Raw genomic sequence first — 25995 nt, forward strand, 5'->3', positions numbered from 1 at the left:
CCTTCGGGCGCGGCCGTCCCCGTTCGCCGGACGGGCCGAGCCGGTCAGCCGACCTGGCGGGCGTAGCCCTCGGACAGCTGGCGCCGGGAGTCCCGCAGATAGTCGGCGAGCAGGTCTTCCGCGCGCGCCGCGTCGCCGTCCCGCAGGGCCTGGAGGATGTGCCGATTGCGCTCCAGGTACGGCTCGTAGAAGCGGCGGGGCTCGTCCATCACATGGAAGACCAGGCGCAGTTCGGCCAGTACTCCACGCATCAGTTCGTCGGTGCGCGGGCTGCCGGCGAGGGCGATGATCCCCTGGTGGAAACGTATGTTGGCGGTTGACAGGTCCTGCCACTGCCCGTCGTGGGCGGCCTTCTCACCGGCGTCCACCGCGCGTTGCAGCGCGTCGAGCGGATACGGCGGTTCACCCAGCCCGCGCAGCGCGGCGCACTCCACGAGGCGGCGGACGCGGTAGATGTCGACCAGGTCCTCCACGGTCAGGACCCGGACGAAGACGCCCCGGTTGAGCTCGTGGACCAGCAGCCGCTCGTGCGTCAGCAGCCGGAACGCCTCACGCAGAGTGTTGCGGGAGACGCCGAGGGCCCCGCCGATGCTGTCCTCGGAGAGTCGGTCCCCGGGGAGGAAGAACCCCTCCATGATGCGGGTCCGCAGGATGTCCGCGACCCGTTCGGCGGTGCTGGTCCGGCCGAGCAGTGCGCGGTCGTCCGCCAGCCCGGCCGGCGTACCGCCGCTCGCTCCCACGCCGTCCTCGTTCCCGTCCGTACCGCCGGTCGTTGTGCGCATGACCGAAGTCAATCGTATTCACCAGGACGAAACAACATGAGTATTGCAGGATCGTTCAACGATCCTCTACTTTGAAACTCGCACCCAGCTCGTCCTGTCCCCAGAGCCGCACCCTCCAACGCTGTGAGGTGCTCATGCGCACGACGCCACCCGTCACCGGCACCACCCCCGACGAGACCCAACAGGACTCCGGGGCCTTCGCCTGGCTCCGCACCCTCGGACCGCGCGGACGGCGCGCCTTCGCCGGCGCGTTCGGCGGATACGCCCTGGATTCGTACGACTTCTTCACCCTGCCGCTCAGCATGGTCGCCATCGGGGCCTACTTCGGCCTCACCACGGGCCAGACCGGGCTGCTCACCACCGTCACCCTGGTCGTCTCCGCGGTGGGCGGCGCGATCGCCGGTGTGCTGGCCGACCGCATCGGCCGGGTGAAGGCCCTGATGATCACCGTCATCACCTACGCCGTCTTCACCGTCCTGTGCGGCTTCGCGCCGACGTACGAGTCGCTGCTCGTGCTGCGCGGCCTCCAGGGCCTCGGTTTCGGCGGCGAGTGGGCGGTCGGCGCGATCCTGGTCGCCGAGTACGCCTCGGCCCGGCACCGCGGGCGCACGCTGGCCTTCGTCCAGAGCTCCTGGGCGGTGGGCTGGGCGCTCGCCGTGGTCGTCAACACCACCGTCTTCTCGCTGCTCGACCCGGACACCGCCTGGCGGGTGATGTTCTGGACCGGCGCGCTGCCCGCGCTGCTGGTGCTGTACGTGCGCAAGAACGTCCAGGACGCGCCCGACGCGGCCGCCAAACGGCTCACCAGCCCGCGCAGGGGCGGCTTCACCGAGATCTTCAAGCCCGGGCTGGGACGGACCACGTTCTTCGCGTCGCTGCTGGCCACCGGCGTCCAGGGCGGCTACTACACCCTCGCCACCTGGCTGCCCGCCTACCTCAAGACCGAACGCGGACTCAGCGTCGTCGGCACCGGCGGCTATCTGACGGCCCTCATCTCGGGCGCCTTCACCGGCTATCTGAGCGGCGGCCTCCTCACCGACCGGCTCGGCCGCAAGAGGACCATCGCGCTGTTCGCGGTGCTCTCCGCGGCCTGCGTCCTGGCCTACACACACCTGCCGTCCGGGGCGAACGGCCTTCTCCTGGTGCTGAGTTTCCCGCTCGGGTTCTCGATGTCGGCGATCTTCAGCGGCTTCGGGTCCTTCCTGAGCGAGCTCTACCCGACCGCCGTGCGCGGCACCGGGCAGGGCTTCACCTACAACGTCGGCCGCGGTGTCGGCGCGTTCTTCCCGACCCTGGTCGGGTTCATGGCGGGCAGCTGGGGTGTCGGCGGCGCCCTGGTCTTCGGCGCCGTCGGCTACGCCATCGCCGTCATCGCCCTGTTCGGACTCCCCGAGACGCGTGGCAAGGAGCTGCTGTGACCGACAACAACCCCGCCGTCGCCCGTGCGCGCTTCCGGGCCGGCCTGTCCGTACCCACCGCCGGGTGGGCCCCCGGCCGCACCCAGGCCAACCTGCTGACCGTTCCCGTCGACTGGGCCGACGAGGTGCTGCGGTTCTGCCGGCAGAACCCCAAGCCCTGTCCGGTGCTCGACGTCACCGCCCCCGGCTCCTGGACCACCCCGCTGGCGCCCGGCGCCGACCTGCGCACCGACCTCCCGCTCTACCGCGTCTGGGAGGACGGCGAACTCGTCGCCGAACCGAAGGACGCGACCGCCCACTGGCGGAACGACCTGGTGTCGTTCCTGATCGGCTGCAGCTTCACCTTCGAAACGGCCCTGGAGCGGGCCGGCGTTCCGCTCCGCCACATCGACCAGGGGCGCAATGTCGCGATGTACGTGACCAACCGGCAGTGCCGGCCCGCCGGGCGCGTCAGCGGCCCTCTGGTGGTCTCCATGCGCCAGGTCCCCGGCGGGCTGGTCACCACCGCCCGGCGGGTGAGCGGTCTGATGCCCGAGGTCCACGGCAGCCCCATCCACACCGGTGACCCGGCCGGTCTGGGCATCCGATCCCTTGCCCGGCCCGACTTCGGCGACCCGGTGCACGCCGAACCGGGCGACGTACCGATGTTCTGGGCCTGCGGGGTCACCCTGCAGGCCGCGGTCATGACCTCCCGGCCGCCGTTCGCGATCACCCACGCACCGGGGTACATGCTGGTCACGGACGTACGTGACGAGGAGTACCGGATCGCGGGATGATCGAAGCCGGAGCCGGAACCGAAAGGGCGCACACCACCATGGCCGAGGCCTTGATCGATCTCAACGCCGATCTCGGCGAGGGCTTCGGCCGCTGGCGGCTGACCGACGACGAGGCGCTGCTGTCCGTGGTCACCAGCGCCAATGTCGCCTGCGGCTTCCACGCCGGCGACGCGGCGACCATGCGCAGGGTCTGCGACCTGGCCGCCGCGCGCGGGGTGCGGATCGGCGCGCAGGTCTCCTACCGCGACCTGGCCGGCTTCGGCCGCCGGTCGATGGACGTACCACCCGGGGAACTGGCCGCCGAGGTCGCCTACCAGATCGGCGCGCTGGAGGTCTTCGCCCGGGCCGCCGGGGCCCGGGTGTCGTACGTCAAACCGCACGGCGCGCTCTACAACCGGACCGTGCACGACGAGGAGCAGGCCGCCGCCGTGGTGGACGGCGTGCTCCTCGCCGGTGCGGGGCTCCCGGTGCTCGGTCTGCCGGGCTCCCGGCTGCACCGGGCGGCGGCGGAGGCCGGACTGCCCGTGGTGACCGAGGCGTTCGCCGACCGCGCCTACACCGCCGGCGGCACGCTGGTGTCGCGGCGGGAGGAGGGCGCCGTGGTCACCGACCCGGACACCGTGGTCGAGCGGTCGGTGGGCATCGCCCGTACCGGCTCGGTCCTCTCGGTGGACGGACAGCGGATCACCGTACGGGCCAGGTCGCTGTGCCTGCACGGCGACACCGCCGGCGCCGCCGGACTCGCCCGCCGGGTCCGGTCCGGGCTGGAGGCCGCCGGCGTCCGGGTGGAGGCCTTCGTATGAGGCCGCTGCCGGTGGGCGAGGACGGGCTGCTGATCGAGTGCGCCTCGGGCACGGAGGCCGAGGCCCTGCACGCGGAACTGCTGCGGCGCCGGGCCGCCGGCACCCTGCCGCCGGTCCGCGAGATCGTGCCGGCCGCCCGGACGGTGCTGCTGCGGGGGCTGGCCGAACCCCGGCGGCTCGCCGAGCGGCTCGCCGGCTGGGAGGTCCCGCCACCGCCGGCCGCCGAACGGGACGCGGTCGAGATCCCCGTCCGCTACGACGGCCCCGACCTCGCGGACGTCGCCGCGCTGTGGGGCGTCGGTTCGGCGGCGGAGGTGGCACGGATCCACTCGGCGGCCCGGTTCCGCGTCGCCTTCTGCGGCTTCGCGCCCGGTTTCGGCTATCTGACCGGGCTGCCCGAGCGCTACGAGGTGCCGCGGCGGGCCAACCCGAGGACCCGGGTACCGGCGGGCGCGGTGGCGCTGGCCGGGCCGTACACCGGGGTCTACCCGCGGTCCTCGCCGGGCGGCTGGCAGCTGATCGGCTCCACCGACGCCGTGCTGTGGGACCCGGCCCGCGAGCCGGCGGCGCTCCTCGCACCGGGCACACCGGTGCGGTTCGTGGTGGACGGTGCCGCGTGACGGACCGTGCCTTCGTGGTCGTACGGGCCGGGGCCCTCACCACCGTTCAGGATCTCGGCCGGCCCGGCCACGCGCACCTGGGCGTGCCCGGCTCCGGGGCACTCGATCCGCCCGCGAGCCGGCTGGCCAACCGGCTGGTCGGCAACCCCGCCGGCGCCGCCGTCCTGGAGACCACGCTCAACGGCTGCGCGCTGCGCATGCGGTGTGACGCCACCGTCGCCGTCACCGGCGCCCCCTGCCCGGTCACCGTCGACGGCCGGCCGGTGGCCTGGGGCGCCCCGGTGGCCGTCCCCGCCGGGTCGGTCGTGGAGGCCGGGGCCGTCGTGCGCGGGGTGCGCAGCTACCTGGCCGTCAGCGGCGGCGTGGCCCCCGAACCGGTGCTGGGCAGCCGCTCCACCGACCTGCTCTCCGGCCTCGGCCCGGCGCCCCTGGCCGACGGCGCCGTACTGCCCCTGGGCGACACCACCGGAACACCCGCCCGGGTGGACGAGGCCCCGGCCCCGGGCCCCCCGGACGAGCTGGTGCTGCGCGTGCTGCCCGGCCCGCGCGACGACTGGTTCACCGCGACCGCCCTGCGCACCCTCGTCCACGGCTCCTACCGTGTGGCGTCCGCCAGCAACCGCATCGGCCTGCGCACCGAGGGTCCTCCGCTGGAGCGGTCGCGGCACGACGAACTCCCCAGCGAGGGCATGGTCCTGGGCGCCGTCCAGGTGCCGCCGGACGGCCGCCCGGTGGTCTTCCTCGCCGACCACCCCACGACCGGCGGCTACCCCGTCATCGGCGTCGTCCCGGGCCGCGACCTCCCCCCGGCGGCCCAGGCCGCCCCGGGCACCCCGGTCCGGTTCACCCTGGTGCGCCGCCGGTAGGCCCGGTGCGGTACTGCGAGGCGATGGCGCTCAGCGCGGCGCGGTGCGGTGCGGTGGGCCGGTACCCCCGGGCAGCGCGGCCGTTCCGCTCAGCGGCCCCAGCTGCTTCCGCGGGGCAGACCGCCACCGCCGGAACGCGCTGCCGGGTCGCGCTGCCGGGTCGCCGCGGTCGATTCACCGGGCAGCGGGCGTGGCCCCCCGACCACGCCGGACGAGGTGCCCGGCCGTGCGCGGCGGGCGGTGGGCCACGCCGCTCGCACCGCGCCTCAGAAGGCCGTGGAGCTGGGGCCGGTGCGCAGGCGGCCCCGGACCGCGGTCTGGACGTCGGCCTCCTCCGCCGGATCGGCGGCGAGGCGGCGGAGCTGGGCGAGAACGCGGACGTCGGCGGTGGCTGCGTGGTGCGCGGCGAGTCCTCGGGTGGTCTCCTCGCAGTCCCAGAGGCATTCGACGGCGAAGCCGGAGGGGAAGGACGGATCCGTGGCGGCCAGGGCCTGGGCGGCGATGCCGCGCAGCTGCGAGGAGGAGGTCTCCCGGTAGATGTGGCGGAGCACCGGCGCGGCGCAGCCGATGGAGAGGCGGCCGGTGCCCTCGACGAGGGCGGCGAGGCCGTCCGCGTCCGCGCCGTCGCGCTGGACGAGCCGCCGGAGGGCGCCGAGGACCCGTTCGGGGTCGCCGGTCGGGCCCGCGGTGCCGCGGCAGGCCAGGACCCGGGCCGCGGCGGAGCCGAGGGCGTCGTCGCGTACGGACCAGGCCCGGGCGCGGGCGAGCGCGGCGGCGCCGCGCATGCGCTCGAAGGATTCGAGGGCGGCGCGGGCGACCAGCTCGGAGGGGCTGTCGGCGGCGGCCTCGACGAGGTCGAGGATCTGCGGGTCCTGGCGGTCGGCGAGGTGGCGCAGGGCGGCGGCGCGGGCCGCGTCGGGGCCGCCGCGGGCGGCCTCGACGAGTTCGGCGCGGTCCTCGGGCCCGGCGACGGCGGCGAGGCAGCGGGCGGCCGGGGCGTCCCGGAACTGGGCGGGGTGCTGGTCGAGTCCCTGCTGGGCCCATTCCAGTACGGCGCGGACGCTCCAACCGGGGGTGGGCCCGGCGGGGCGCATCTGACGTTGCCACCGGTCGAAGGAGGTCTGCTCCGCGGCCTTGCGGACCCGCTCGGCGACGACGGGGTCGGGGTGTTCCGACCACAGCCGCCAGGGCCGGGGCTCGTACGCCTCGCGCACCGCCTCGGCGAGCCGCGCCTCACCGTCGGGGGTGTGCGGGAAGCGGGCGAGCACGGCGGGGCCGAGGGCGCGCAGTGCCTCGTCGTCGTCACGCACGGCGAGCTCGTCGAGGGCCCATTCCCAGGAGCCGCCGACGGCGGCGTACCGGCGCAGCAGATGCAGGGCGTCACGGCGGCCGTAGCCGGCGAGGTGGCCGAGGACGGACAGGGCGAGGCCGCAGCGCTGTTCGTCGGCGGAGCCGTCGGAGAAGGCGTCGTCCGGACTGAAGAGATGTTGTTCGATTCCGTCGAGCGGCCCCTCCAGCTCGGAGTAGAGCCGCGCGTAGTAGAGGGAGCGGGACTCCACGCGCCAGTCGTGGCGTGGGTCGCGCAGGACGCAGCTCTCCAGCGCGGCGAGCGCGTCGGCTCGCTGCGCCGTGAGGGCGTGCAGGGTCCCGTCTCCGCGTCCTCGCTGGAGGAGGCCGAGAAGGGTTCCACTGGGCGCTATGTCGGGATCGAACATGAGGTCAGCATCCGGTGCGGGGGGTGGGGCTGGCAACGGGATTTCCCGCTGCCGGTTGCGAGGTATCTTCGCAGATCGGCTCCTGCCCAAACTCTGCCCGGTTCAGCGGACCCCCGCATTCCGCTGACAGGCTGCTGGCATATGCCTCCGACACCACCGGATCGTGTATCGCGGAAACACTTACAGGGCGTCGCACACTGTGACACAGTCGTAACCGGCCCTTCCTCCCCAGAGCTTCGGCTGGGGGGATCCCCATCTCGCGTCGCTCGCCCCAGTCGCCCGGCGCGCCAGCGTCGGAGATACGTTCGGAGAGCGTCATGCCGCCCCATCTGCATGAGGATCATTCCCCCGCCCGGCCACCGGAGCCAGGCACGATGGACGCGCTCATCACCCAGACCCGCCAGCTGCGCGGCAAGGTCGACGCGGTCCGTCGCGACGCGGTGTCGGACATCCACCGCGAGGATCCCCAGGTGCGCTGGCAGCGGGCGCTGTGCGATCTCGCCGTGCACCAGCTGGACGACCTGGGCGAGCACCTCGGCCAGCTGCGGGACGGGCTGCCGCGCGAGGAAGCGGTCGTGGAGGCCCCCGTCGGCATCGCGCCGCCGACCGCACCGGCGGTGCAGGCACTCGGCCGGGCCGGCAGCGCCGAGTGGGATCTGCTGACGGACGGGGTCGACTGGTCCGGCGAGCTGTACCGCATCTTCGGCCGTGAACCGGCGGACGGCCCGCTGACGCTGGACGAGATGCCGTCCTGGCTCTTCGCGGAGGACCAGCAGGTGCTTTCCGAGGCCGTGACGGGCTGCCTGGTGGACGGCAGGCCGATCGACTGCGAGTTCCGCATCGTGCGCACCGACGGTTCCGTGCGCACCGTACACATGGTGGGCGAGCCGGTGCTCGACGCCACCGGCGGCACCGCCTCCATGTGGGCCGTGCTCCGGGACGTGAGTGAGCTGCGCCGCACTCAGCGGACGCTGCGCGAGACCCGTGACTCCTTGCAGCGCCAGCGGCAGATCGCGGAGACCGAGCGCCGGCTGGCGGTCGAGCTGCAGGAGGCCGTGCTCCCGCCGTGGCGGGGCTCCCTGCGGTTCCCGCAGAGCGGCGGCCCGACCACGGTGGATCTCGCCGCGCACTACCTCCCCTCCGCCTCCAGCGCTCTGATCGGCGGCGACTGGTACGACGCCCTGCCGCTGCCGGACGGCGCCACCCTGCTCACCGTCGGTGATCTGACCGGCCATGGCGTGGCCGCCACCTCCGGCATGGCGATGCTGCTCGGCGCGTTGCGCGGCATGGCGGTGGCCGGGCTTGAACCGGGCCCGCTGATGGGCTGGCTCAACCAGTTACTGGACACCTCCGCGCAGCCGGCGCTGGGCAGCGCGCTGTGCTGCCGCTACGACCCGTCGGACCGCACCCTGCTCTGGGCCCAGGCCGGACACCCCGCCCCGCTGCTCTTCCGCAACGGGGCGGGGTGCGTCCTGGATCCGCCGGAGGGCGTTCTGCTCGGCGCGACCTCCGGCGCGCGCTATGCCCAGGCCACCGAGCAGATCGCCCCGGGTGATCTGCTGGTGCTGCACACCGATGGTCTGGTGCCGCGCCTGCGGGGCGCGCAGAAGCTGCTCGATCTGGGCCCGCGTTTCGGGCAGGCCCGTAGCGCGCAGGACTGCGTACGGATCGTCGTCGAGGAACTGGGGACACCGGACCGCGAGGACGATGCCTGTGTGATGGTCGCCAGGTTTGTGTGAGCACTGCCCCGAGGGCATTGCCCTGTGTGAGCATTGCCCTGTGTGAGCACTGCCCTGTGAGCACTGCCGTGGCGTTACCCACTCCTGGACCGGTTCTGGGAAACGCTGTCTAGATGGATGTGGCGCGGTGCTTGGGGCTCTTGGGAAGCGCCGTCTCGATCTCGGCCCGCAGATCCTGGATCTTGGTGTGGTCGGAGTACCTGCCGGTCAGCCGGTACATCTCCCGCAGTCGGTCCCAGGTGCGGTGGGACGAGGTCTGCCCGATGGCCAGCAGCGCCAACCGCGCGTAGTTGTCGGCCTGTTCGGGATCGTCGGCGATGAAGCACGCCGACGCCAGCGAGATGTAGTCGAAGATCTGCGACCGGTTGTGGCCGCTCGCCCGCAGTTCCAGCGCCTGTTTCGCGTGGCTCTGCGCCTGGTTGGCCGCGGTGGGGTCGTGTTCCGCCAGGGTGCGGAAGGCCAGGGCCTGCATGCCGTGCAGATCGGCCTCGTCGAAGTTCTGCATCCAGCTCGGCGGTGGGATGTCGCCCCGGTCGGAGACGAAGAGTTCCTCGGCCTCGCCCAGGGTGCGGCGCATGGCCTGGCCGCGGCCCAGCGAGGCCTGCGCCCAGGCCTCGATGGTGTGGAGCATGGCGCGGGTCCGGGGCAGGGTCTCCTCGCCGGAGCCGGACTGGGCGAGTTTCATCAGGTCCAGCGCGTCGTCGGGACGGCCGAGGTGCACCATCTGGCGGGCGGCGCGGGAGAGCGCCTCGCCGGCCCGGGGCCGGTCGCCGCCCTCGCGGGCCGCGTGGGCGGCGATCACGAAGTACTTCTGGGCGGTGGGCTCCAGGCCCACGTCGTGGGACATCCAGCCGGCCAGGACGGCCAGGTTGGCGGCCACGCCCCAGAGCCTGCGCCTGAGGTGGACCGGATGATGGTAGGAGAGCATTCCGCCCACCTCGTTGAGCTGTCCCACGACCGCCTTGCGCTGCAGCCCGCCGCCACGGGCGGCGTCCCAGGCGCGGAAGACCTCGACCGAACGCTCCAGCGCCTCGATCTCCTCGGAGCCCACCGGGGCTGCTTCGTACCGGTCCGACGAGACCGGGATGATGTCGGTGGCGAACGGGTCGCCGAAACGGGGGGCGTCGGCTGCGAGCGCCGGGGCGGCGTGCAGCCACTCGTACATGGCACCGCTGATTGCGGAACCGGCGGCGAGCGCGGCGCCCGCGCCCACCAGACCGCGTCGGTTGAGCATGAGGTCCATTCCCGTGAATTCGGTGAGGACCGCGGCTGTCCGTTCCGGTGCCCAGGGCAGTCCGTCGGCACTGACGGCCTGCTTCTTTCCCGTACGCCGATGCCGGCCGAACCCGAGATCCTCGATGGTTACGACACGGCCGAGACGCTCGGTGAACAAGGCTGCCAGCACACTGGGGACGGGTTCGCGCGGTGATTCCCCGGTCTCGATCCAGCGGCGGACCCGCGAGGTGTCGGTCGCCAGTTGCGGGTGGCCGCTTGCGGCCGCCTGCCTGTTGACCAGTCGTGCGAGTTCGCCCTTGGACCAGCCCGTGAGAGCGAAAAGGTCCGCGAGTCGTGTGTTGGATTCCTTGGCCACGTCAAGCCCCCAGGTTCCTCGGCACATTTGACATTAGTGGCCGGTGGGACGTGTAGCGAGCATTCGCCAGGGTTCGCCAGGGTGCGCCAGATGGTCTGCCACCCGCGCGCGATGGTCAGGTGAGATTGCGCCACCCCGGCCGGCAGCAGCCGGTCCCGGATGGTCACGTGCGATCAGATCAGAACATTCTTCGGTCACCGTTGAACATCTGATGCTGAGGGTGCGTACTTGTCCGGGAAGGGCGCACGGCGCGTGGACGACCGGCCCCCGCCGGCCCGGAACCCGCATTCCCCAGGGTGCGGGACCGGACGCCGACACCGGCTTCGGTCAACGTCCACGCGCCGTTCACCCGCCACCCGTACGAACCGTCCCTGCACAGCAAACACCCTCAGAGCTCGCAGGCACACGAAGGGATCTGTCTCCCCCTCATGTATTCAGCATCGTCCTCCGTGTCCGCTCCGCCCCGGCCGTCCTACGTCTCCGGGACCGACGCCGGACTGCGCCCCCGCCTCATCCCGGCCGCCCGGCGGCCCATGCCGGCGGGCACCTCCCATCCGCTCAGCGGGAGACTCGACTTGACCGGCCCCCAGGGTGCGCAGCTGCGCACGGCCATCGCCTCGGTGCAGCGGATCTGCCCAGAGTTCGCCCCCGTTCAGATGCTGCGCCGCAGCAGCCGCTCCGTCCTGCTGGTGGGCACCTCCGGACGCAGCCCCGCCGTGGCGAAGGTCCTGCTGGACCACTCGCCGGCGTGGGTCGAGCGCTTCCGGCACGAAATAGCGGCATACCGCGCCTTCGTGCGCCACCGCCCGCCGGTCCGGGTGCCACGGCTGATCGCCGCCGACCCCGAGAGCTGCACCCTGGTCCTGGAGCGGATGCCCGGACGGGTCGCGGCCCAGCGGCGGCACCCCACCGAGGCCCCGCAGCGCGGGGACGTGCGCGCGGCCCTGTCCGCCTTCTCGCGGGTCAACCTGTGGCGGCCGCCGTCCGGGGTCTTCGACGCCCCGATCGACTACCCGGCCCGGATCTCCCGCTACCACGAACTGGGGCTGCTCACCGACCGCGACATGGGCGACCTGCAGAAGCTGCTGCACGGTCTGGCGCATGTCCAGGGGCAGTTCAACCACGGCGACGCCCTGCTGTCGAACGTCCTGCTCTCCCCCGCCGGGCCGGTCCTGGTGGACTGGGAGCACGCCGGCTGGTACCTGCCCGGATACGACCTCGCGGTGCTGTGGTCGATACTGGGCGACGACCCGGTCACCCGCCGTCAGATCAGCCAGTCGGCCCAGGCCGCGGGCCCGGCGGCACGCGACTCCTTCCTGGTCAACCTGATGCTCGTACTCACCCGCGAGATCCGTACGTACGAGACCGCGGTACAGCGCACCATGCGCGGCTCGGCCCCGGCGGGGCAGGGCGCGGCCGAGGTCGGCGAGGAGCAGCGGCTGCTGCTGCGCCGTCTCCACGACGACTGCGGGCTGGCCCGCCGCGCGGTGCGGGCGGCCGTCGGCACCCGGTGAGAACCGTCACCCGGTGAGGGGCCGTCACCCGGAATTCCCGCTACAAGCCGGCGGGATGACGTAACGGCAGGTCGTCGGGGGCGGGGCCGGGGCTTTGACTCCGGCCCCGGCTCCGACGGGGGTGCGGGTACACGCCGACGGTGGTTGACGCGTTGGCTTCAAGTCGATACGCCTGTGGTCAAACCCACCACAGGAGGCTCGAAGTGCGTCGATCACCCGGATCTGCGGCGCCCGCTGCCACGGCGATCGCCGCCGCCGTCACCGCCGCGCTGCTCCCGATGGCACCGGTGGCCGGCGCGGCCGCCCCGCACGGCTCAACGCTGCGCCAGGCGTTCGGCAAGGCCGCCCACCACTACCGGGTCCCCGAGAGTGTGCTGCTCGGCGTCTCGTACCTGGAGTCCCGCTGGGACACCCATGGGGGTCTGCCGAGTGTCACCGGCGGCTACGGCCCGATGCATCTGACCGACGCGGCCACCGCGCGGGCGGCCTCCGCCACGACCGGCGACGGAGGCGACGACGCCCGGGGCGACACCGCGCGGCCACCGGCCACGGCCGCGAGCACCACGGCTGCCGCCCCCGCCTCCTCGGGACTGCCCGCGTCCCTGACCACCCTCGACCGCGCGGCCGGGCTCAGCGGCCTTTCCGCCGAGGCGTTGCGCGACGATCCGGCCACCAATGTCGCGGGGGGCGCCGCCCTGCTGGCGGCCGCCCAGAAGTCCCTGGGCCGGCCGCTCGGCCCGTCGACCGACCCGGCCGACTGGTACGGGGCGGTGGCGGCCTATTCGGGCGCCGACGACACCGCGACCGCCGCCGCCTTCGCCGACGACGTCTTCGACGTGATCCACGACGGCCTGACCCGTGTCACCGACACCGGCGAGCGGATCGCGCTGGCCGGCCACCCGGGACTGACCACGCACGGCTCCCAGCTGCGGGGGCTCGGCCTGGCGAAGGGCGACGACAGCGGCACCGAGTGCCCGCGCGGGGTGGCGTGCGAGTGGCTGCCCGCCCCGTACGAGGAGCTGGGCAACGGCGCCTACGGCAACCACGACCTCGCCGACCGCCCCCATGACCAGACGATCGACTACATCGTCATCCACGACACCGAGGGCCCCTGGGACACCACCCTCAAGCTGGTGCAGGACCCGAAGTATCTGGCGTGGCACTACACGATCCGCTCCGGCGACGGCCATATCGACCAGCACCTCAGAACCAAGGACGTCGGCTGGCAGGCGGGCAACTGGTACGTCAACGCCAAGTCGGTCGGTATCGAGCACGAGGGATTCCTCACCGACCCGGGCACCTGGTACACGGAGGCGATGTACCGCTCCTCCGCCCGCCTGGTGCGCTATCTGGCGCACCGGTACGGCATCCCCCTGGACCGGCAGCACATCCTCGGCCACGACAACGTGCCGGGCCCGGTCTCCTCGAACATCGCGGGCATGCACACCGACCCGGGGCCCTACTGGGACTGGGCGCACTACTTCGCGCTGCTGGGCGCGCCGCTGCGGGCCACCGCCGGGCCGGACGGCGGCCTGGTCACCATCCGGCCCGGCTACGGGACCAACCAGCCGCTCTACACCGGCTGCGCCACCGCCGGGGACACCTGCCCCGCGCAGGGCTCGGAGGCCGTACGGCTGTACACCGAGCCCCGTGAGGACGCGCCGTTGGTGAGCGACATCGGGCTGCACGGCGCCACGGGCGCCTCCACGACCGGTGTCAACGACACCGGCGCCAGGGCCTCGACCGGCCAGCAGTACGCGGTCGCCGGCCGGGAGGGTGACTGGACGGCGATCTGGTACCTCGGCCAGAAGGCCTGGTTCCACAACCCGCGGTCGCGGCCGACGGCCGTCGACGCCAGGGGCCCGGTGATCACCCCGAGGGAGGGCCTGACCGACATCCCGGTCTACGGGCGCGCCTATCCGGAGGCGTCGGCGTACCCCTCGGACGTCCCCGCGCAGAGCGTGTCACCGCTGCCCTACAAGCTCCCCGCCGGCCAGTACTACGTGCTGGGGCAGCGGACGAGGGGTGAGTACTACCGGGCGGTGACCTTCGACGTCTCGCAGCATGTGGTGGTGCGGGGCACCCAGGAGTACTACGAGATCCAGTTCGGGCACCGGGTCGGCTATGTGAAGGCGGACGACGTGACCGTGGTCAGCTCGGCGGACTGCTGAGGCCGGGTACCGGGTACCCGGTACCCGGTACCGCCGTCACCGGTGGCCCGCCGGCCGCGCGTGCGCCGCGTGCGTCGCGTGCGTCGCGTGCGTCGCTCAGGACTGCTGGAACATCTCCGCGGGCAGCGGCTTGAGCAGCTGGTACAGGTCGTCGGTGATCGGCCGGTCCCAGGTGGCGATGGTGACCTGGACGCCGTCGCTGCGGTCGAACTGCGAACAGGCGATGCGGCCCTCGGAGAGCTTGACCCGGCGCACGATCAGCAGGTTGTCGCCCTGCATCACCGGGGTGTCCTCGGTGTCCAGGACCGTGACGGGCTCCTCGTTGCCGAGGGCGACCAGCAGCTGGGCCACTTCGAAGGGCACCTGGCCGTCCTCCAGCTCGCGCGCCGGGGAGCCCGCGGGGAGGTTGCCGATCAGCATGGCCGGGCCGCGGCCGCCGAAGAGGTCGTAGCGCAGGAAGATGCCCTGGCAGCTGCCGTCCGCACCGGGGAGCAGACCCGCGCCGAGGTTGCCCGGCCAGTCCCCCGGGTCCATGGCCAGGACGTCGAAGTCCGGTCCGGTGGGGATGGCGGCGCTGCGGCGGCGGAGGAACGACATGGGGCCATCGTACGTGGCCCACGCCACTGTGTGACCCCGGGTGGCCACGTCAGGACCGCTCGGTGAACCCCTCGCCGAGCGCCTGGGACAGCCCCGCCCGGTCGGTGCCCACCTTTCGGTACACGGCGGACAGCAGCCGGGCCACGGCGCGCTCGTCGATGCCCAGATCACGGGCGAGGTCGGCGGGCGCGGCGCCCCCGGCGGTGCGGGCGGCGACGGTGCGTTCCTGGGCGGTGAGGGCGTCGGTTTCGGTGGTACGCAGCCGGCGTGGGCGCAGCCCGGCGGCGGCGAGTTCGTCGCGGGCGCGCTCGGCCAGGCCGTCGGCGCCGCACAGCAGGGCGCCCTCCAGGCCTCGGTAGAGCTGTTCGGCGGCGTCGTGGAGGGTGCCGGTGCGGCGCAGCGTGGCCCCGTGGTCGACCAGGGCGCGGGCCAGTTCGTAGGCGGACGGAGAGCGCTCCAGGCAGGCGACGGCCTCCTCCAGGAGCTTGGGGCGCTCGCTCGGCGCGGCCACCTCGGCCGCGGTGCGCAGCGCGGCTCCGATCGCCGAGGCGGTGCCGAACTGCCGGGCGCGTTGGACCGCTTCGGCGGCCGTGGCGCGGGCCTGCTCCGGCGCGTCGTGGGACTGGGCGAGCGCGAGGTGGAGCAGCCACGGGCACCAGGCGGGGTTGCGCATGCCGCGCGGGTCGAGGCGGCGGCCGACGGCGGCCAGTTCCGCGGCCGCCTCGGTGGTGAGGCCGCGGGCGAGCAGCAGCTCGCCGTGGACGGCCTGGGCGTCGGGGAAGACCACGGCGGCCGGGAAGGGCGCGCCGAAGTCGTACTCCTCGGCGAGGGCGGCGGCCTCGCGGGTGCGGCCCCGGGCGAGGAGCACCTCGACGAGGATGGCGACGCTGTACCACTGGACGGGCGTGCCCCGGCCGACCCGCTCGGCGAGCCGGAGCCCGTCACGGGCGAAGTCCTCGGCCTCGCCGAGGCGGCCTCTCCGGTAGCGGACGTAGCCCAGCAGGGCGTAGCCGAAGGCGAGGTGGGCGCCGCGCCAGCCCTGGCGTTCGAAGTCGGCGATGCCGGTGGCGAACAGTTCCTCGGCGCGGCCGGGCCGGTCGGCGTACATGAAGCTCATGGCGACCAGGACGGGGACCTCGAAGCCCCAGTTCTCGTCGGCCCAGCGCAGGCCGCCGCGCAGGGCGCGGTCGGCGTGGTGGATGACGACGTCGGCGGGCTCGCCGCGCAGGGTGGCGTCCCAGGTGCGCAGGCCGATGATGTAGCGCTCGGTGGTGTCGCGGCCGGTGAGGCGGTCGGCGAGCCGGGCCAGCCGGCGGGAGCGGGCGGGCGAGTCGGGTTCGTCGGAGCGGAAGGCGTCCCACATGAACTGCTCTTCCTGCATGCGCAGGCGGGCTTTGGCGCCGGTGGCGGTGCGGGCCGCCCGGCCGACGGTGTCGGCGGCCTCACCGAGCCGGTCGCTGTGGGCGAGCGCCTGGGAGAGCCGGTAGACGATGCCCTCGCGCAGTTCGGGGTCGGCGATCGGCTCCTCCAGCGCCGCGCGCAGGTGGTTGACGGTGGTGGCGGGCTCGGTGAGCAGTGACGAGCAGCCCAGTTCGTACAGCACGGCGGCGCGGCCCTCGGCGGACGGCGGCTCGCGCAGGGCGCGTGCCAGGTAGCGGCGGGCGGCGTCGGGGGCGCCGGCCCGCAGCGTCTCGCGGGCGGCCTGGCGCAGTTGCTGTACCACCCAGGGGTCGCCCTCGGGGTGGGTCTCCAGCAGATGGCGGGCGGCGGCCGAGGGGCCGAGGCCGGCGTCCACGACGGACCAGGCGGCCTGACCGTGCAGGGCGACCCGGACGGCGTCCGGGATGGAGCGGTAGACGGCGGTGGCGATGAGCGGGTGCACGAACTCCAGGGTCTCGCCGCCGGTGAGGATACGGACCCGGCGCAGCCGGTCGACGGCGTCCGCAGCGGCCTCGCCGCCCAGGCCCGCGACGCCGGCGGCGAGGGCGGGCGGGATGGAGGTGCCGAGCACGGCGGCGGCCCAGGCGAAGCGGACGGTGGACGGCCCGAGCCGTTCCAGACGGGTGACCAGGCCCCGGCCCTTGACGGCGGCGGCCAGGTCGCGCAGGAGGTGGGCGCTGGACTCGTCGGGGCGCAGGCCGCGGTCCTGGACCTTGGCGGTGAGTTCGACGGCCTCGAAGGGGTTGCCGGCGGTGACGGCCCAGCACTCGCGGCAGAAGGCGTCGTCGGCGTGGTCGCCGACCGAGCCGCGCACCAACTGGCCGATGGCCCGCGCGCTGAGCGGTTCGAGCCCGATCGGCCGGGTGCCGGCGCGGCCCGGCAGGCCGCGGAACGACTCGGCGGTGCGCGGCAGTTCGTCGGGCCGGTAGGCCACCACGATCAGCATCGCCAGGTCCTCGGCGCGCGGCGCGAAGGCCGACAGCCAGGTCAGGGACTCCGGGTCGGCCCAGTGGGCGTCGTCCAGGACCAGGACGAGGGGGGCCCGTTGCACCGCGATGTGGGTGAGGACCCAGTCCAGGCCGTCCCCGATGCCCTGCGGGTCCGGCGGTGCGCCGGTCTCGGGCACGCACAGGCCGAGGGCGGGTCCCACGATCCCGTACCAGCTGCCCAGCGTGGCGCGCAGCGCGCTGTCGCCGCTGCCCGCGAGCCGGGGTTGCAGCAGCTGCCGGGCGACGTGGAAGGCGACCCGCTGTTCCTGCTCGCCGCCGCGTGCTGACAGCACGGTGCAGCCCTTGGCGGCGGCCCGGCGCCGGGTCTCCGCCAGCAGGGTGGTCTTGCCCAGCCCGGCGGGTCCGGCGAACGCCAGCAGGCCGCCGCGCGGCCGCGCCCCGCCCTGGTCGTCGGCCGCCCCGATGCCGGTGAGGGCGCTCAACGCCTCTTCCACGGCGATCAGTTCCGCCTCGCGTTCGAACAGCCGTCGTGGCCGCCCCGGTGTCACTGTGTGCTGCGGCATCGTGCACCCCCTGCTCCGATCGCACCTCAGCGTACGCCTGGCGGCACGGTCCGTGAGCCGTTACGCGGGCGATGCCCGCGGGTGTTCGGCGCGTGTCATCTCCCACGGCCGGCGAGGGCCGTGAGCAACCCCAGGGCCCGCGTGGCCTGTTCGTGCGGCACGAAGAGGTGGTCGTGGTGGAACCCCGCCACGACGTTGCAGCTCAGCCCGGCGTCGGCGAGTGCGGTGGCGAAGGCGGCGGTCAGCCCTACGGCGTCCAGTGCCGAGTGGACGCGCAGGGTGATCCAGCCCGCCACGTAGTCGTAGCCGAGGCCGGCCCGGTCGGCCTCCTCCTGCCGGAGCACCAGGGTGAGGCCCTCCTCCTCGTTGACGGTCACCACGGGCGTGACGCCGTAGGGGACGCCCCGGCCGGGCGGGAGGGTGGTGAACACGTAACGCCCGGGGTCGAGCCGGGGCTCCATGGCGGTGAGCAGCTTCGTCAGATCACGTTCTCCGGACATGGGCTAATGCTATCGTCGCGCTCAGCCATTACAACTACTCTCGAGCGAACGGCGCGTGGGGCCGCTCACGGGCCTGCGGCGCCCGCGCCGGCGAAGGAGCCGTTGTGACCATCGATCCGGAGGTTCTGCGTCCCGTGGTCCTCGCGGGCCATGACCGGCTGCGCGGGCTGATCACGGACCTGACCGACGAGCAGGCGCACGGGCCGAGCGCCCTGCCCGGCTGGAGCCGCGCCCATGTGCTGTCCCACATCGAGGGCGTCGCTCTGGCCCTGTCCCGTCAGGCGCGCTTCGCGCTCCGGGACGAGCTGGTCGAGGTGTACGACGGCGGGCGCCCGGCCCGCGACGCCGGCATCGAGGCGGGCGCCGCCCGGTCGGCTGGAACTGCGGCAGGCGGTGGACGCGGCCCTGACCGAGGCGCACCGGGTCTGGTCGGCGGTCGGCCCGAAGGACTGGCGGCGGCCGGTGCGCTACCGGGACGGCGACCTCGTCACCGTACTGCTCTCCTGGTGGCGGGAGTTGGAGATCCACACCGCCGACGCGGAGCTGGGCTCCGGACCGTCCGGCTGGTCCCGGGAGTTCTGCGCCCATGTACTGGACCACCTCGGGCGGCGCGCCCCGGAGGGAGTCGCGCTGGAGCTGGTCGCCACCGACCGGCCCGGCGGGCCGGACGGGTCCGGCGGAACCGGACGCTGGGTCCACGGCACCGGTGAACCGGTCCGCGTACGTGGGGCGTTGACCGATCTGGCCGCCTGGCTGGCGGGCCGCGAACCCCGTGGGGCCCTGGACTTCCCGGACTCGGGGCGCCCCCTGCTGCGGCCCTGGCCGTGACCCGCCGGAGCCCGAACGGAATCAGCTCAGGTCAGGTCAGGTCAGGTCAGGTCGAACTCGCCGTGCCGGGCGCCCAGTACGAAGGCGTGCCATTCGGCGGGGGTGAAGATGAGGGCGGGATCCTCCGGCTGACGGCGGTTGCGCATGGCCGTGTACCCCTCGACGAAGGCGACCTGGACGTCTCCCGTCCCCTGGCTGCTGGACTGCCACTGCGCGTTGGTGAGGTCCAGTTCCGGCTTCCCGATCGTGCTCTCGGACACGTCCGCTCCTCCCGACGTCGTCGTCCGCCCCAGCGTATACAGCCCGCTCGGAGCCGGACAGGTCACGGGAGAGCCTGCCCACGCGGGTGGTCGGATCCAACCACCCACATCGAGAAGAACTGCGCGCCGCCGCCGTAGGCGTGGCCCAGGGCGCGGCGGGCGCCGGGAACCTGGTGGTCACCGGCCATGCCGCGGACCTGGAGGGCGGCCTCGGCGAAGCGGAGCATGCCGGAGGCGCCGATGGGGTTGGTGGACAGCACGCCGCCGGAGGGGTTGACGGGCAGGTCGCCGTCGAGTTCGGTGACGCCGGACTCGGTGAGTTTCCAGCCCTCCCCCTCGGCCGCGAAGCCGAGGTTCTCCAGCCACATGGGCTCGTACCAGGAGAAGGGCACATACATCTCGACGACGTCGATGTCGCGGCGCGGGTCGGCGATGCCGGCCTGCCGGTAGACGTCGGCCGCGCAGTCCCGGCCCGCGCGCGGGCTGACGAAGTCCTTGCCCGCGAAGAGCGTCGGCTCGCTGCGCATGGCGCCGCCGAGCACCCACGCGGGCGGCCGGGGGGCTCGGCGCGCACCGGCCTCGTCGGTGAGGACCATCGCGCAGGCGCCGTCGGAGGACGGGCAGGTCTCGGAGTAGCGGATCGGGTCCCAGAGCATCGGCGAGGACCGGACCTTCTCCAGGGTGATGTCCGGCTCGTGGAGGTGGGCGTACGGGTTCTTGAGGGCGTTGCGCCGGTCCTTGAACGCGACGAGCGAGCCGATGCCGTCCGGCGCGCCCGTGCGCCGCATGTAGGCCCGTACGTGGGGTGCGAAGAAGCCGCCGGCGCCGGCCAGCAGCGGCTGCTGGAAGGGGACGGGCAGGGACAGCCCCCACATGGCGTTGGACTCGGACTGCTTCTCGAAGGCCAGGGTCAGTACGGTGCCGTGGACCCGGGCGGCGACGAGGTTGGCGGCGACCAGGGCCGTCGAACCGCCGACGGAACCGGCGGTGTGCACGCGCAGCATCGGCTTGCCGACCGCGCCGAGGGCGTCGGCGAGGTACAGCTCGGGCATCATCACACCCTCGAAGAAGTCCGGCGCCTTGCCGATGACGACGGCGTCGACGTCCGCCCAGCCCAGGCCCGCGTCGTCGAGGGCGCGGACGGCCGCCTCCCGGACCAGTCCGGCGATGGAGACGTCGTGGCGTGCCGAGGTGTGCTTGGTCTGGCCGATGCCGATGACGGCGACGGGCTCCTTCACTGGGCTTCCCTTCACTGGGCTTCCCTTCACTGGGCTTCCCCTTCCAGGACGGCGACCAGGTTCTGCTGCAGGCACGGCCCCGAGGTGGCGTGGGCCAGCGCGCGGTCGGACTCCCCGCGGTGGACGCGGGCGGCGGCCTCCCCCAGCCGGATCAGACCGGCGGCCATGACCGGGTTGGCGGCCAGCGGTCCCCCCGACGGATTGACGTCCACGTCGTCGGTCAGCCGCAGGGCCCTGCGCAGGACGATCTCCTGGGAGCTGAAGGGGGCGTGCAGTTCCGCCGTGTCGACGGGCGCCGCGAAGGCCCCGGCACGCTCCGCGGCCAGCCGGGTGGACGGGGAGTCGGTGAGGTCGCGGACGCCGAGGCCGTGCGCCTCGATGCGGTGGTCCATGCCGCGGATCCACGCCGGCCGCGCGCACAGCCGCCGCGCGGTGTCGCCGGCGGCCAGGATGACCGCGGCGGCGCCGTCCCCGACCGGTGGGCAGTCGGCGCGGCGCAGCGGGCGCACCACGTACTCCCCGGCCGCGGTGGGGCCGGTGAGCTGCGCGTACGGGTTGCCGGCCGCCGCCGTGCGGCTGCGCACCGCGACCGCGGCCAGTGCCCGTTCGTCGGTCGCGCCCGCGTCGATCAGTGCCTGGGCCTGGAGCGCGGCCAGGGCCACCGAGTCGGGCCACAGCGGGGCGAGGTAGTACGGGTCCAGCTGGCGGGTCAGCACGTCGCGCACCTGGCCGGGCGAGGATCTGCCGAAGGCGTAGACCAGCGCGGTGTCGGCCTCGCCGGTGAGGATCTTCACCCAGGCCTCGTACAGCGCCCACGCCCCGTCCATCTCCACATGCGACTCGGAGATCGGCGGCCAGGCCCCGACCCCGTCGAGCGCCATGGTGAAGGAGAAGGCCCGGCCCGCGAGGTAGTCGGACGAGCCGGAGCAGGTGAAGCCGATCTCGCCGGCCTTGAGTCCGGTGGCGTCGAGCACCTCGTGCAGCACCGGCATCAGCAGTTCGACCTCGGACGCCTCGGAGCTGTCGCGGACGTGGTGCGTCTGGGCGAAGGCCACGATCGCCACGTCCCGGGTCACGGACCTCACAGCAGCTCCTTGTACGCGTCGTAGTCGGCGTCCGGTTCGCCGGTCGGGCGGTAGTGGTCGGGGTAGCGGCCGTCGCCGGTCCACACCGGCTCCACCCGCAGGCCCATCCGGACCCGGTCGTACGGGATTCCGGCGATGCGGCCGTGCAGGGCCAGGTCGGCGCCGTCGAGCGCGATGTGCGCGTAGACGTAGGGCACCTCGATGTCGAGGTTCCTGGCCTTGATGTTGACGATGCAGTAGGTGGTGACGGTGCCCCGCGGGCCCACCTCCACCTGCTCGTCGGTGGCCACTCCGCAGGTCGGGCAGGCGCCGCGCGGCGGCACGTACACCTTGCGGCAGGAGGGGCAGCGCTCGCCCATGGTCCGGCGCTCGGCTTCGAGGGCGTGGAGGTAGCGGGACTGGGCGCGGCCCGGGCTGTAGGTGTAGTCGAGGCGGGCGGCGGCGACGATGCCGGTGACCGGGTCGGCGAACTCACCGCTGTGCGGGGCCGGCGGGCCCGTTCGCTCCTCGCCCTCGTGGGGCTCGAAGCAGGCGATGTCGGTGATGGCGCCGACACGTTCCGGCGCCCAGCGGATCCGGACCCGCATCCCGGTGCGTACCGTGTCCGGGCCGTCCGGGGCGTCGAGCGCGTGCAGCAGGGCGGTGTCCGCGCCGTCCAGCCGGACCAGCACCCAGGCGAACGGCGTGCGCAGCGGCTGGTTCGGGCGCGGGTCCGGATTCCACGCCCAGGTGGTGACGGTGCCGGTGGCGGCGACCTCGACCAGTTCGCGCAACTCCTCCGCGGTGACCGGGTCGTACTCCACCGGCGGCACCAGGACCTTGTGGTCGGACGTGCGCACGCCGAGGACGGTGCGCTCGCGCAGGCCGGTGAGGAAGGCGCTCTGGACGGGCCCGAGGGAGCGGGTGAAGGGGAACTCGACGACCAGCGGGGCGCGCAGCGTCTGCGCGGGCGCGGGGTGCGGTGTCATGGGCCTGGCCCTCCTGTTCGTAACGGTCGGTGGCCGGGGTGCGGCGCGGCGTCACTCACGGCGGAACACCGGCGGGCGCCGTTCCGCGAAGGCACGGGCGCCCTCCTTGGCGTCGGCGGTGCCGAAGACCGGCCAGCCGGTCTCCAGTTCGCGCCTGAGTCCCTCCGTCTCGGCGAGTTCGGCGGTCTCGTAGACGGAGGCCTTCACCGCCTCGACGGCCAGCGGTCCATTGGCGTTGATCAGTTCGGCGGTCTCCAGGGCCTTGTCCAGGGCGGTGCCGTCGGGGACGACGTGGCCGATCAGACCGATGGCGGCCGCCTCTTCGGCGGTGTACGGCCGCCCGGTGAGGAGCATCTCCAGGGCGTGGGTACGCGGGATCTGCCGGGCCAGCCGCACGGTGGAGCCGCCGATCGGGAAGAGCCCGCGCCGGACCTCGTACAGCCCGAAGACCGCGCTCTGGCCGGCGACCCGGATGTCGGTGCCCTGGAGGATCTCCGTACCGCCGGCGACGCAGGCGCCCTCGACGGCGGCGATGACCGGCTTGCGCGGCCGGTAGTGGCGGAGCATGGCCTTCCAGTGCAGATCGGGGTCGGCGGTGAGCCGGTCGCGGTAGTGCTGTCCGGCCAGTCCTCCCTTGTCGGCCAGGGACTTCAGGTCCATGCCGGAGCAGAAGCAGCCGCCGGCGCCGGTGAGGACGACGGAGCGGACGGTGTCGTCCTCGTCGGCCTCCAGCCAGCCGTCGTGGAGTCCCACGAGCATCGGCAGGGACAGCGCGTTCCTGGCCTCGGGCCGGTTGAGGGTCAGCACGAGTGTCGCGCCGACGCGCTCCACCGTGAGGTGTTCGGTGCCACCCATGGCAGTCGTCCTCCCGTCGCAGACCTAGAACAGGTTGCAGTAGGCGCAGGTCAAGTTCAATACTTTTCTGACTACCAGTCAGATTCATCCTGCGAACCCCCTTCCCAGCCCACGCACCGAGCGCTCTAATGACGGGCGCCGAGCCTGATGGAGGAGCCGTGGAGTACAACCTTGCCGACCTCTTCGAGTCGGTGGCCGACACCGTTGCGGACCGGGAGGCGCTGGTCCACGCCGACCATCCGGGCACCGGCGCCGAACGCCGCCTCACCTACGCGGAACTGGACACCGCCGCCAACCGGCTGGCCCACCACCTCGCCGACAGCGGCATCGGCCCCGGCGAGCACGTGGGGCTGTACCTCTACAACTGCGTGGAGTACCTGCAGACCGCGCTGGCCTGCCTGAAGATCCGCGCCGTCCCGGTCAACGTCAACTACCGCTACGTCGAGGACGAACTGGCCTACCTCTTCCGCGACGCCGACCTGGTCGCCCTGGTCCACGACGCCGAGTTCACCGGCCGGGTCGCCGCCGCGCTGCCGCACGCGCCCGCGCTGCGGCACCTGCTCAGGGTCGGGACGGCGCCCGCGAACGCCCCCGAACCCGCCGTCGCGTCCGTCCCGTTCGCCGAGGCCGAGGCGTCCGGCTCACCGGAACGCGGCTTCGGACCGCGCTCGGCCGACGACCAGTTCATCATCTACACCGGCGGCACCACCGGCATGCCCAAGGGCGTCATGTGGCGGCACGAGGACCTGTTCTTCTCCGGCATGGGCGGCGGGGCGCCCACCGGCGAGCCGGTCCGGCGGCCCGGCGAACTGGCCGAGCGGGTCGCGGCGGGCGGCGAGGGACTGGTCTTCTTCCCCACCGCGCCCCTGATGCACGGCACGTCCACCCTGACGGCCTTCATCGCCTTCAACTTCGGCCAGAAGGTGGTCATCCACCGCAAGTACGTGCCGGAGGAGGTGGTGCGCACCATCGAGCGCGAGCGGGTCACCAGCATCTCGCTGGTCGGTGACGCGATGCTGCGGCCGCTGGCCGACGCGCTGGCCGGGCCGCTCAAGGGCAGCGACTGCTCGTCGCTGTTCAGCGTCTCCAGCTCCGGCGCGATCATGTCGGAGACCGTACGGGCCCAGTTCCAGGAACTGGTGCCGGGCGTGATGATCCTCAACAACTTCGGCTCGTCCGAGTCCGGTTTCAACGGCACCGCGACCCCCGACTCGGGCCCCGGCAGGGGCTTCCGGCTGCGCGTCGGCCCCCGTATGGCGGTGGTCGACCCGGCCACCCTCGCCCCGGTGACAGGCGGCGAACCCGGCCGGCTCGCACTGCGCGGGCATGTGCCGCTCGGCTACTACAACGACCCGGCCAAGACCGCCGAGACCTTCTTCGAACGCGACGGCGAACGCTGGGTGCTGCTGGGCGACATGGCCACCGTCGGGGAGGACGGGGTCGTCACCGTGCTCGGACGCGGCTCCCAGTGCATCAACACCGGCGGCGAGAAGGTCTACCCGGAGGAGGTCGAGGAGGCTCTCAAGGCCCACCCCGACGTCTACGACGCCCTCGTGGCCGGCGTGCCCGACGCCCGGTGGGGCAACCATGTCTCCGCCGTCCTCCAGCTCCGCCAGGGGGCGCCGGAGCCCACCCTCGACCAGATCCAGACCCACTGCCGGGCCCGCCTCGCCGGCTACAAGATCCCCCGCAGCCTGGTCGTCGCCCCCAGCATCCAGCGCTCCCCCAGCGGCAAGGCCGACTACCGCTGGGCCCGCGAGGTCGCCACGGAGGGCGCGCGGGGGGAGGGGCAGTAGGGTGCGCCCATGATCGAGTCAACCGCACAGCGCACCGCACTCGTACTCATCGACCTCATGGACCGCATCGTCGGCCTCCCGCTCGCGCCCCGGCCGGGCCCGGAGGTCGTCACGGCGGCCAGACAGCTCGCCTCGGCCTTCCGGGAGGCCGGGGCGACCGTCGTGGCCGTACGGGTCGAACGTCCGGGCCTGGACGAACAGCCGCCCGGCAGCGGCCTCGTCGAGGGCCTGGCCGAGGAGAGCGACCTCGTCGTCGTCAAGCGCACCGTCGGCGCCTTCCACCGCACCGAGCTGCACGAACGGCTCCAGGAACGCGGCATCGACACCCTGGTCCTGGCCGGTATCGCCACCAACATGGGCGTCGAGTCGACCGCCCGGGCCGCCTCCGACCACGGCTACGGAATCCTCTTCGCCGAGGACGCGATGAGCGCCCTCACCGCCGAGGAGCACACCGCCGCGATCACCTACGACCTGCCCCGCTTCGGCTCGGTGCGCACCTCGGCCGAGATCCTCAAGACCCTGGGATAGTGCTCGGATGCCTCTCTCGCTGCATCACATCGTCATCGACGCGCACGACCTGCCGGCCCTGGCCCGGTTCTGGGCCCGGGCGCTGGACTGGCGCGTCCTGTCCGAGCGGGAGCGCGAAGTGGTGGTCGGCCCGGACGAGAACGCGCCGGTGGGACTCTGCTTCATGCCCGCCGCGGCCGGCAAAACCGTCAAGAACCGCCTCCACCTCGACCTGACCTGCGGTCCGCGGGACCGGGAGGCCGAGATCGAGCGCCTCCTCGCGCTCGGCGCCCGCCGGGTGGACATCGGCCAGCGCGGCACCGAGTCATGGACCGTGCTCGCCGACCCGGAGGGCAACGAGTTCTGCGTGGTGCGGCCCAAGACCTCACTGATCGCCTAGACCGTGTCGCGGA

23 protein-coding genes and 1 pseudogene are annotated in these 25995 nt (G+C 73.4%); 12 read left to right on the top strand and 12 right to left on the bottom strand.

The features are described from left to right. Positions 1 to 44 precede the first annotated feature (44 nt). The gene (locus RWE79_RS06375) at positions 45 to 782 is read right to left on the bottom strand and encodes a GntR family transcriptional regulator (RefSeq protein WP_475939028.1); all 738 of its coding nucleotides are present in this window, start codon (positions 780 to 782) and stop codon (positions 45 to 47) included. A gap of 134 nt (positions 783 to 916) precedes the next feature. Between RWE79_RS06375 and RWE79_RS06380 the strand changes: the two genes are divergently transcribed. Genes RWE79_RS06380 through RWE79_RS06400 form a run of 5 tightly spaced genes read left to right on the top strand, consistent with a single transcriptional unit; the run spans position 917 to position 5265 of the window. Continuing rightward, positions 917 to 2200, top strand: a complete 1284-nt coding sequence (locus tag RWE79_RS06380; protein WP_475939029.1) for an MFS transporter — start codon at positions 917 to 919, stop codon at positions 2198 to 2200. Continuing rightward, positions 2197 to 2976 (top strand): putative hydro-lyase, encoded by a 780-nt coding sequence (locus tag RWE79_RS06385; protein WP_475939030.1) that lies wholly within the window; start codon positions 2197 to 2199, stop codon positions 2974 to 2976. Before RWE79_RS06380 ends, RWE79_RS06385 begins: the two co-directional genes overlap by 4 nt. A gap of 38 nt (positions 2977 to 3014) precedes the next feature. Continuing rightward, entirely contained in the window at positions 3015 to 3779 is a 765-nt protein-coding gene (locus RWE79_RS06390) for a LamB/YcsF family protein (RefSeq protein WP_475945632.1), read from the top strand. Beyond that, positions 3776 to 4399, top strand: coding sequence for a 5-oxoprolinase subunit B family protein (locus tag RWE79_RS06395; protein ID WP_475939031.1), 624 nt, complete (start codon positions 3776 to 3778; stop codon positions 4397 to 4399). Before RWE79_RS06390 ends, RWE79_RS06395 begins: the two co-directional genes overlap by 4 nt. Next, the gene (locus RWE79_RS06400; protein WP_475939032.1) at positions 4396 to 5265 is read left to right on the top strand and encodes a 5-oxoprolinase subunit C family protein; all 870 of its coding nucleotides are present in this window, start codon (positions 4396 to 4398) and stop codon (positions 5263 to 5265) included. Before RWE79_RS06395 ends, RWE79_RS06400 begins: the two co-directional genes overlap by 4 nt. 266 nt (positions 5266 to 5531) lie before the next feature. On the opposite strand, the gene RWE79_RS06405 is transcribed toward RWE79_RS06400, so the two are convergent. Further along, positions 5532 to 6980: a HEAT repeat domain-containing protein gene (locus tag RWE79_RS06405; protein ID WP_475939033.1), complete on the bottom strand. Its 1449-nt coding sequence runs from the start codon at positions 6978 to 6980 to the stop codon at positions 5532 to 5534. A 317-nt stretch (positions 6981 to 7297) separates the two neighbouring features. On the opposite strand from RWE79_RS06405, the gene RWE79_RS06410 reads away from it, so the two are divergent. Beyond that, on the top strand, positions 7298 to 8719 hold the full coding sequence (locus tag RWE79_RS06410) for a PP2C family protein-serine/threonine phosphatase (protein WP_475939034.1): 1422 nt from the start codon (positions 7298 to 7300) through the stop codon (positions 8717 to 8719). A 109-nt stretch (positions 8720 to 8828) separates the two neighbouring features. Here RWE79_RS06410 and RWE79_RS06415 read toward each other — a convergent pair whose 3' ends face one another. After that, positions 8829 to 10337 carry a DNA-binding protein NsdB gene (locus RWE79_RS06415; RefSeq protein WP_475939035.1) on the bottom strand — a complete coding sequence of 503 codons (1509 nt, stop codon included), beginning with the start codon at positions 10335 to 10337 and terminating at the stop codon, positions 8829 to 8831. 401 nt (positions 10338 to 10738) lie between these two features. On the opposite strand from RWE79_RS06415, the gene RWE79_RS06420 reads away from it, so the two are divergent. Next, on the top strand, positions 10739 to 11824 hold the full coding sequence (locus RWE79_RS06420; RefSeq protein WP_475939036.1) for an aminoglycoside phosphotransferase family protein: 1086 nt from the start codon (positions 10739 to 10741) through the stop codon (positions 11822 to 11824). 245 nt (positions 11825 to 12069) lie between these two features. Then, positions 12070 to 13995 (top strand): N-acetylmuramoyl-L-alanine amidase, encoded by a 1926-nt coding sequence (locus RWE79_RS06425; protein WP_475945634.1) that lies wholly within the window; start codon positions 12070 to 12072, stop codon positions 13993 to 13995. 96 nt (positions 13996 to 14091) lie between these two features. Here the strand turns inward: RWE79_RS06425 and RWE79_RS06430 are convergent, their stop codons facing one another. The 4 genes from RWE79_RS06430 to RWE79_RS06445 form a co-directional block, all read right to left on the bottom strand. After that, positions 14092 to 14592, bottom strand: coding sequence for a hypothetical protein (locus tag RWE79_RS06430; protein ID WP_475939037.1), 501 nt, complete (start codon positions 14590 to 14592; stop codon positions 14092 to 14094). Positions 14593 to 14641: 49 nt separating this feature from the next. Further along, positions 14642 to 17545 carry an ATP-binding protein gene (locus RWE79_RS06435; RefSeq protein WP_475939038.1) on the bottom strand — a complete coding sequence of 968 codons (2904 nt, stop codon included), beginning with the start codon at positions 17543 to 17545 and terminating at the stop codon, positions 14642 to 14644. A gap of 95 nt (positions 17546 to 17640) precedes the next feature. Next, positions 17641 to 18045: an ACT domain-containing protein gene (locus RWE79_RS06440; RefSeq protein WP_475939039.1), complete on the bottom strand. Its 405-nt coding sequence runs from the start codon at positions 18043 to 18045 to the stop codon at positions 17641 to 17643. A gap of 65 nt (positions 18046 to 18110) precedes the next feature. Then, complete coding sequence (locus tag RWE79_RS06445; RefSeq protein ID WP_475946435.1) at positions 18111 to 18245, bottom strand: hypothetical protein; 135 nt, start codon at positions 18243 to 18245, stop codon at positions 18111 to 18113. On the opposite strand from RWE79_RS06445, the pseudogene RWE79_RS06450 reads away from it, so the two are divergent. Next, positions 18225 to 18873: pseudogene (locus RWE79_RS06450) on the top strand (maleylpyruvate isomerase family mycothiol-dependent enzyme). The gene RWE79_RS06445 and the pseudogene RWE79_RS06450 sit on opposite strands and share 21 nt — an antisense overlap. 41 nt (positions 18874 to 18914) lie before the next feature. Here RWE79_RS06450 and RWE79_RS06455 read toward each other — a convergent pair. The 5 genes from RWE79_RS06455 to RWE79_RS06475 form a co-directional block, all read right to left on the bottom strand. Further along, positions 18915 to 19133, bottom strand: coding sequence for a DUF397 domain-containing protein (locus RWE79_RS06455; protein WP_475939040.1), 219 nt, complete (start codon positions 19131 to 19133; stop codon positions 18915 to 18917). A 62-nt stretch (positions 19134 to 19195) separates the two neighbouring features. Beyond that, positions 19196 to 20371: a thiolase domain-containing protein gene (locus RWE79_RS06460; protein ID WP_475939041.1), complete on the bottom strand. Its 1176-nt coding sequence runs from the start codon at positions 20369 to 20371 to the stop codon at positions 19196 to 19198. Between the two features lie 26 nt (positions 20372 to 20397). After that, a complete protein-coding gene (locus RWE79_RS06465; RefSeq protein ID WP_475939042.1) occupies positions 20398 to 21456 on the bottom strand; it encodes a thiolase domain-containing protein in 1059 nt (352 codons plus the stop codon). Next, the gene (locus RWE79_RS06470) at positions 21453 to 22424 is read right to left on the bottom strand and encodes a Zn-ribbon domain-containing OB-fold protein (RefSeq protein WP_475939043.1); all 972 of its coding nucleotides are present in this window, start codon (positions 22422 to 22424) and stop codon (positions 21453 to 21455) included. The genes RWE79_RS06465 and RWE79_RS06470 overlap by 4 nt, the downstream gene beginning before the upstream one ends. Positions 22425 to 22475: 51 nt before the next feature. Beyond that, a complete protein-coding gene (locus RWE79_RS06475; RefSeq protein ID WP_475939044.1) occupies positions 22476 to 23279 on the bottom strand; it encodes a crotonase/enoyl-CoA hydratase family protein in 804 nt (267 codons plus the stop codon). Between the two features lie 158 nt (positions 23280 to 23437). Between RWE79_RS06475 and RWE79_RS06480 the strand changes: the two genes are divergently transcribed. From RWE79_RS06480 to RWE79_RS06490, 3 genes are read left to right on the top strand one after another with little or no spacing between them, the layout of a single operon-like run. Then, positions 23438 to 25075: an acyl-CoA synthetase gene (locus RWE79_RS06480; protein ID WP_475939045.1), complete on the top strand. Its 1638-nt coding sequence runs from the start codon at positions 23438 to 23440 to the stop codon at positions 25073 to 25075. Positions 25076 to 25084: 9 nt separating this feature from the next. Further along, the gene (locus RWE79_RS06485; RefSeq protein ID WP_475939046.1) at positions 25085 to 25603 is read left to right on the top strand and encodes an isochorismatase family protein; all 519 of its coding nucleotides are present in this window, start codon (positions 25085 to 25087) and stop codon (positions 25601 to 25603) included. 7 nt (positions 25604 to 25610) lie between these two features. Next, positions 25611 to 25982: a VOC family protein gene (locus RWE79_RS06490; RefSeq protein ID WP_475939047.1), complete on the top strand. Its 372-nt coding sequence runs from the start codon at positions 25611 to 25613 to the stop codon at positions 25980 to 25982. Positions 25983 to 25995 lie beyond the last annotated feature (13 nt).

The sequence above is a fragment of the Streptomyces sp. RLA131 genome, from assembly GCF_056270125.1.